At 75.1% G+C, this 6,437-nt stretch carries 3 protein-coding genes; all 3 read left to right on the top strand.

The features are described from left to right. Positions 1–566: 566 nt before the first annotated feature. Genes AC4H2H_RS16340 through AC4H2H_RS16330 form a run of 3 tightly spaced genes read left to right on the top strand, consistent with a single transcriptional unit; the run spans position 567 to position 6,313 of the window. Entirely contained in the window at positions 567–2,024 is a 1,458-nt protein-coding gene (locus AC4H2H_RS16340) for an MFS transporter (RefSeq protein WP_494371878.1), read from the top strand. A gap of 21 nt (positions 2,025–2,045) precedes the next feature. After that, positions 2,046–4,448, top strand: coding sequence for a molybdopterin oxidoreductase family protein (locus tag AC4H2H_RS16335; protein WP_494371877.1), 2,403 nt, complete (start codon positions 2,046–2,048; stop codon positions 4,446–4,448). After that, positions 4,445–6,313 carry an FAD-dependent oxidoreductase gene (locus AC4H2H_RS16330; protein ID WP_494371876.1) on the top strand — a complete coding sequence of 623 codons (1,869 nt, stop codon included), beginning with the start codon at positions 4,445–4,447 and terminating at the stop codon, positions 6,311–6,313. Before AC4H2H_RS16335 ends, AC4H2H_RS16330 begins: the two co-directional genes overlap by 4 nt. Positions 6,314–6,437 lie beyond the last annotated feature (124 nt).

Here is a 6,437-nt window from a genome sequence, read left to right as displayed (position 1 = left end):
GTCGCTCACCCAGGCAGACCCGCGGTGGCGCGCCGAGCATGTCGTTGTGGCTCGTCCTGGTCGCCTGACGAGCCATGACCGCATGCTCGACCGGCCAGAACCGCATGGTCGGCCATGAGCGCCGTACGGCCCGTGCCGCGCCGACGCGCGCGAGACGGGCCTGGCGGACAGACCAGGGTTCTACCTCGGCGGGCCCGGGGGCGCGACGTCCACGGTGACGTGACGGCTGAGCGGGTGGGGCGGCGTCGGATGCGAAGGGCGTCAAGGCCGCGCTCCTAGAACCCACGGCCGACAGACCAGGGTGACGGCGCGGCCAGCCCGAGCACCGACGTCGACCGGCCCGCGGACCCGACCACGAACCGCCCACCCGAGCCCGAGCACCGACGTCGCCCAGCCCGCGGACCCGACCACAGCCTGCCCGCGGACGTGCAGGCCAGGGGCGCTCACACACGGTGCCGCGCGGCTGTGCGGAAGACCTCACACGGGGTTAACGGCCGTCGCGCGCCGGTGAAACACGGTGCTCCTAGCGTCCTCGGTACCGACCGGGACCTGCTGAAGGAGCCGCCATGTCCGCGCCCACGAGCCCCACCACCCACGAGGGTGAGCAGTCCGCAGAGCTCCCCACCGGTGCCGCGACCGCTGTCGAGCCGGCACCCACCTCGACGACCACCGGCCCGCACCACCGCTCGGGGCGGTGGATCGACCGCTGGGACCCCGAGGACCCGACGTTCTGGCGCGACGGCGGCCGCAAGGTCGCGTCGCGCAACCTGTGGATCTCGGTGTTCGCGGAGTTCCTCGGGTTCGCCGTCTGGGCGCTGTGGTCGATCGTCGTGCCGCAACTGCCGGCCGCCGGGTTCGCGCTGACGGTGGACCAGCAGTTCTGGCTCATCGCAGTGCCGAGCCTCGTCGGTGCGACGCTGCGCATCCCCTACACGTTCGCGGTGCCGATCTTCGGCGGTCGCAACTGGACCGTCGTGTCCGCGCTGCTGCTCCTGCTCCCCACGACGGCGCTCGCCGTCGTCGTGCAGAACCCCGAGACGCCGTTCGGGCTCATGCTCGGCGCGGCGGCGCTGGCCGGCTTCGGCGGCGGCAACTTCGCGTCGTCGATGGCGAACATCTCGTTCTTCTACCCGGACAGGGAGAAGGGCAAGGCGCTCGGTCTCAACGCGGCAGGCGGCAACCTCGGCACGGCGGCGGTCCAGCTCGCGGTGCCGCTCGTCATCGTCGCGGGCGCGGGCATCGCGCTCGAGCGCGCGGGCCTCATGATGATCCCGTTCATCGTGCTCGCCGCGTTCCTCGCGTGGCGCTTCATGGACAACCTGTCGACGGCGAAGGCGGACCCGCGCTCGTTCGCCGCCGCGACGCGCAACAAGCACACGTGGATCATCTCGTTCCTCTACATCGGCACGTTCGGGTCGTTCATCGGCTATGCCGGGGCCTTCCCGATGCTCCTCAAGGGGCAGTTCCCCGAGGTGACGCTCTCGATCGCGTTCCTCGGCGCGCTCGTCGGTTCGGTCACCCGCCCGCTGGGCGGCATCATCGCCGACCGGGTCGGCGGGACGCGCGTCACCATCGCTTCGTACGGAGTCATGGCGCTGGGCGCGTTCGGCGCGATCCAGGCGCTCGGGTCGCACAGCTTCGGCCTGTTCTTCGGGTCGTTCCTCGTCCTGTTCGTCGCGACCGGCATCGGCAACGGGTCCACGTACCGCATGATCCCGGCCGTCTTCCAGGCGAGCGCCGTCCCGGGCGGCACGCTCGACGGCACGACGGCGGTCGACCCCACGGCGCTCGACGAGGCCCGGGCGGCGGCCCGCAAGGCAGCCGCCGGCTGCATCGGCATCGCGGGCGCGATCGGGGCCTTCGGCGGGTTCCTCATCCCGCGCGGGTTCGCCGCGTCGACGAGCCTCGCCGGGTCGCTCGTGCCCGCGCTGTGGACGTTCATCGGTGTGTACGTCGTCATGGCGGTCGTCGCGTGGGCCGTGTACCTGCGCAAGGGCTCGCCCATCGCCGCCGCCCGGATCTGACGGACGGCAGAGGAGCGCAGCATGGCGACCGCCACCACGACTGCCGCGCCGGGGACTTCTGAGGCCCCCGGCGCGGCACCCGCCCGCACCCACTGCCCCTACTGCGCGCTCCAGTGCGCCATGACCCTCGCGCCGCGCGAGGCTCCGGCCGGTCCGGTCGAGCTCCGCCTCGGGATGCCGACCGAGACGCCGGTCGAGGTGTCGCCGCGCGACTTCCCGACCAACAAGGGCGGCCTGTGCCAGAAGGGCTGGACGAGCGCCACGGTGCTGCGCGCGACCGACCGGATCACGACGCCCCTGCTGCGCGGGCCCGACGGCGAGCTCCAGCCCGCCTCGTGGGACGCGGCGCTCGACGTCGTCGCCTCGGGGATCGCCCGCATCCAGGCCGAGCACGGGCGCGACGCCGTCGCGGTGTTCGGCGGTGGCGGGCTGACGAACGAGAAGGCGTACGCGCTCGGCAAGTTCGCGCGGACGGTGCTGCGCACGGCGAACATCGACTACAACGGGCGCTTCTGCATGGCGTCGGCCGCGGCCGGGGCCAACCGGGCGTTCGGTGCCGACCGGGGGCTCCCGTTCCCGCTCGCCGACCTCGGCGACGCCGACGCCGTGCTCCTGCTCGGGTCCAACCTCGCCGAGACCATGCCGCCGTCGGTCCAGCACCTGGCGGGCGTGCGCTCGCGCGGCGGGCTCGTCGTCGTGGACCCGCGCCGCAGCGCGACGGCGGCGCTCACGGGCGATCTCCGGGATCCCGGTGAGCACACGGCGCGCGACGACGGACGCGCGCCCGCGCGTCCCTGCCCGCCCCCCGGCGGCGGGCAGGGCGCGGGGCCCATAGGTGACCAGGGCCTGCACCTGCAGCCCGTGCCCGGGACCGACCTCGTGGTCCTGCTCGCGCTGCTGCACGTCGTCGTCGTGGAAGGGCTCGTCGACGAGGAGTACGTCGCCGCGCGGACCACGGGGTTCGACGACGTCCGGCGCTCCGTCATGGCGTGGTGGCCCGAGCGGGCCGAGACCGTGTGCGGCGTCCCGGCCGAGCGCCTCCGGTACGTCGCACGCCTGCTCGCCGCGGCGTCGCCGTCGCGCGGCGGCGCGGGCGCGTACCTGCTCACGGGACGCGGCGTCGAGCAGTCGTCGCAGGGCACCGCGACCGTCACCGCGACCATCAACCTCGCGCTCGCGCTCGGCCTGCCGGGGCGGGTCGGGTCGGGGTACGGCGCGATCACGGGTCAGGGCAACGGGCAGGGTGGCCGCGAGCACGGGCAGAAGGCCGACCAGCTGCCGGGCTACCGCAAGATCGACGACCCGGCGGCGCGCGCGCACGTCGCGGCCGTGTGGGGGGTGGACCCCGACACGATCCCCGGTCCGGGGATGCCCGCGGTGCAGCTCCTGCGCTCGCTCGGCGCCCCGGCGTCGCCCGACGGGACCGGCGCCGGGCCGCGCGCGCTGCTCGTCCATGGGTCGAACGTCGTCGTGAGCGCGCCGAACGCGGACCGCGTCGTGGACGGGCTGCGGGCGCTCGACCTGCTCGTCGTGTGCGACCTCGTGCCGTCGGAGACGGCGCTCCTGGCGGACGTCGTGCTCCCCGTGACGCAGTGGGCGGAGGAGGAGGGCACGATGACGTCGCTCGAGGGCCGGGTCATCCGCCGCCGTCGTGCGCTCGACGCGCCGGGCGACGTGCGGTCCGAGCTGTGGATCCTCGCAGAGCTCGCCCGCCGGCTCGGGTCGGACGTCGCGTTCCCGACCGACCCCGCCGTCGTGTTCGACGAGCTCGCGCGCGCGTCGGCGGGCGGCGTCGCGGACTACTCGGGGCTGAGCCACGCGCGCCTCGACGCGGACGAGGACGACGGCGGCCCGGGCCTGTTCTGGCCGGTGCCCGCGGTCGTGCCACCACCTCAGGACGCCGGGGCGTCACCTCGCCCTGACACGGTCGCGCCGCACGCGGGAACACCCCGGATGTTCCTCGACCGCTTCGCCACCCCCGACGGCCGTGCGCGCCTCGTGGCCGTCGACCACGTCGGCCCGAGCGACGACGTGCGCCCCGACGCGCCGGTCTACCTCGTGACCGGCCGCGTCCTGCAGCACTACCAGTCGGGCGCGCAGACGCGTCGCGTGCCCGAGCTGGACCGCCTCGTCCCGGCGCCGTTCGTCGAGATGCACCCGGTGCTCGGGTTCCGCCTCGGGATCTCCGACGGCGACCTGGTCCGTCTCACGTCCGCCCGCGGCGAGATGGAGGCGGCCGCGCGCTGGACCGACCGGATCAGGCCCGACACCGTCTTCGTCCCGTTCCACTGGAGCGGTGCCGGGAGCGTCAACCGCGTCACCACCGACGCGACCGACCCGATCTCCGGCATGCCGGAGTTCAAGGTGTGCGCGGTCGACGTGCGCCGCGCGCCGCAGCCTGTCGCACAGGAGGTGCGCGCATGAGCGGGACGAACCCCGGAACCCGGGTCATCGTCGTCGGCAACGGCATGGTCGGCGCGCGGTTCGCGCAGGACCTGATCGCCCGTGTCGGGGCGGGGGGCCGCCCGGGCGACGACGAGCAGCTCCACGTGACCGTGCTCGGCGCCGAGGAGTACGAGCCGTACAACCGGGTCCTGCTCAGCGAGGTCGTCGCCGGGAAGGTCGACGTCGCCGCGATCGGGCTGCCCGGTGCCGACGACCCGCGCGTCACCGTGCGCCGCGGCACGGAGGCGATCGCGATCGACCGTCTCGCGCGGCGCGTCGTGACGCCGGACGGCGCCTACCCGTACGACGCCGTCGTCCTCGCCACCGGTGCGGCCGCACGGATACCGGACGTCCCGGGTCTGACCGACCAGCCCGACCTGCCCCGCGGCGCCCACGCCCTGCGCACGCTGGACGACGCGCGGGAGATCGTCGCGGCGTCGGTCAACGCACGCCACGCCGTCGTGGTGGGGGCCGGGGTGCTCGGCCTGGAGGTCGCGTGCGGCCTCGCTCGACGAGGCGTCGCGGTGAGCGTCGTGCACGGCGCCGAGAGCGTCATGGACCGCCAGCTGGACGCGGCGGCGGGGGGAGTGGTCGCCCGGTCCCTCGCGGGCCTGGGGGTCCGGACCTGGACGAGCGCCCGGACCGAGCGGGTGGTCGTCGAGGCCGGGCACGTGCGTGGCGTGACCCTCCGGGTGCCCGGCGACGACGGTGACGCGACCCGTCTCGTGGACGTCGAGACCGACCTCGTCGTCCTCGCGTGCGGCACTGTCCCCGAAGCCGGGCTCGCGCGCGCGGCGGGGCTGACGGTCGACCGGGGAGTCGTCGTCGGCCAGGACCTCGCGAGCCCGGACGACCCCCGCGTCTTCGCGATCGGCGACTGCGCGCAGCCGCCCGAGGGCGGTACCGGGCTGATCGCGCAGGGCTGGGACCAGTCGCGCCGGCTCGCCGAGACGCTCGCGCGAGCGGCGGCGGCCGTTGCCGGCCGGCCCGGCTCGGCCGACGCCGGCTCGGGCCAGGTGTCGAGCCGCGTACCGGAGCGGGCGGCGGCGCGACCGCACGTGCGGCTCGGCGTCGACCCGGGCCGGCCGAGCATGGCGCTGCGTCTCGCCATGAACGTCGTGACCCGCACGCTCGTGCCAGACGCTCAGGTCGCCCGACGGTCACCTGGTGCTGACACGGCGCGTGCCGGTGCGGAGCTGTCAGCACCCCAGGACACCCGAGGGGTCCTTGGCGCTGACCGGTCGCCCGCGGACACCTCGCGGCCCGCGGCGGCGGGGACCGACGTCGTGCGCGTCAAGGCCGCCGGGCTCGAGATCGTGACGATGGGCGTGTGCGGCACGCGGCGCGCACCCGACCCGGCGCACCGCTCCGTGACCCTCAGCGACCCGGTCTCGGGGCGCCACGTCGAGGTCGTCGTCGCGGGCGGCCTGCTCGTCGGCGCGACGTGCGTCGGTGCTCCCGACGTGGGGGCCGACCTCGCGGCCACCTACACGCGCCGCGTGCCCGTCCCGGCCGACCCGGCCCACCTCCTGCTGCGCCCCGTCGCGCAGGCCCCGGCGCCGGCGTCGTCCCCGACGCACATGCCCGACCGCACCACCGTGTGCACGTGCAACGGCGTGACGAAGGGCGACGTCGTCGGCTGCTGGCACGACGGTGCCCGGAGCGTCGACGACGTCGCGCGGGCCACGCGCGCGACGACCGGGTGCGGCGGCTGCAAGGACGTCGTGTGCGGGCTCGTCGACTGGCTCGCGAAGGCCGACCCGGCGCAGCCCGCGGACGCGGAGGACGGCGGGGCGGATGGCGCAGCGGCCGGTGCGACGGCGTCGCGGACGGCGGGCCGGTAGGAAGGCACCGGTACTTCTCACACCGGCCGCACCGCGTTGTGTGAGAAGACCGTTACGGCCGGGCAACGGACGGGGCACGGTCGCGAAACCGCCCGTCCGTAGCGTCGATCGTGCCTTCTCAGGA

The sequence above is a fragment of the Cellulosimicrobium sp. BMG9.22 genome (assembly GCF_059159975.1).
This window is presented reverse-complemented; position numbering and strand designations above follow the sequence as displayed.